This is a genomic window from Bradyrhizobium sp. UFLA05-153 (assembly GCF_054185185.1).
In genome coordinates this window covers 1-582 of the sequence record NZ_JBBIAM010000356.1, presented here as the reverse complement: position 1 = coordinate 582, position 582 = coordinate 1, and the positions used below count along the sequence as shown (strand labels likewise).

At 58.4% G+C, this 582-nt stretch carries 1 protein-coding gene; it reads left to right on the top strand.

Translation table 11 applies throughout. The features are described from left to right. Positions 1-582 (top strand): transposase (locus Q2941_RS51865; RefSeq protein WP_458197582.1); only part of this gene is annotated, 582 nt, incomplete at both ends.

Genomic DNA, 582 nt, shown 5'->3' with positions numbered 1-582 from the left:
ATTTGGCCGATTACCAAAGTCCGCGGGAAACCACGAAAGCACCACGTGCCCGATATCTTATCGATTGCGGCAGAACAAATGCTGGCCAGCGCCAAATGGAAAGCCGTGAGTTGGCGCAGCGGGACGAAAGGTCGGCTGAAAGCCCGATTTGCTGCTCTTCGTGTCCGCACCGCCGACGGCCCTCCTCAGCGGATTTGGGATAAGGGTCAGCAGCATCTCCCGGGCGACGAAGCTTGGCTCATTGGCGAGCAACGCGCCTCAGGGGAGAAGAAATACTATCTTGCCAATCTCCCTGCGGCGACGGATCTGCGCACACTAGCCGCCACCATCAAGGCAAGATGGATTTGTGAGCAGGCGCATCAGCAGTTGAAGGAGGAGCTTGGACTTGATCACTTCGAGGGGCGATCATGGCAAGGTCTTCATCGCCACGCCCTGATGACAATGATTGCCTACGCCTTCCTGCAACATCGTCGCCTCGCACACGCGGGGCGGAAAAAAAAGAATCAACGGACCTCCGCCTCAGCCAACCATGCCCGCCGTACGTCACGCCATCGTCGATCTCATCCTTCGGCCGCCGTCTCA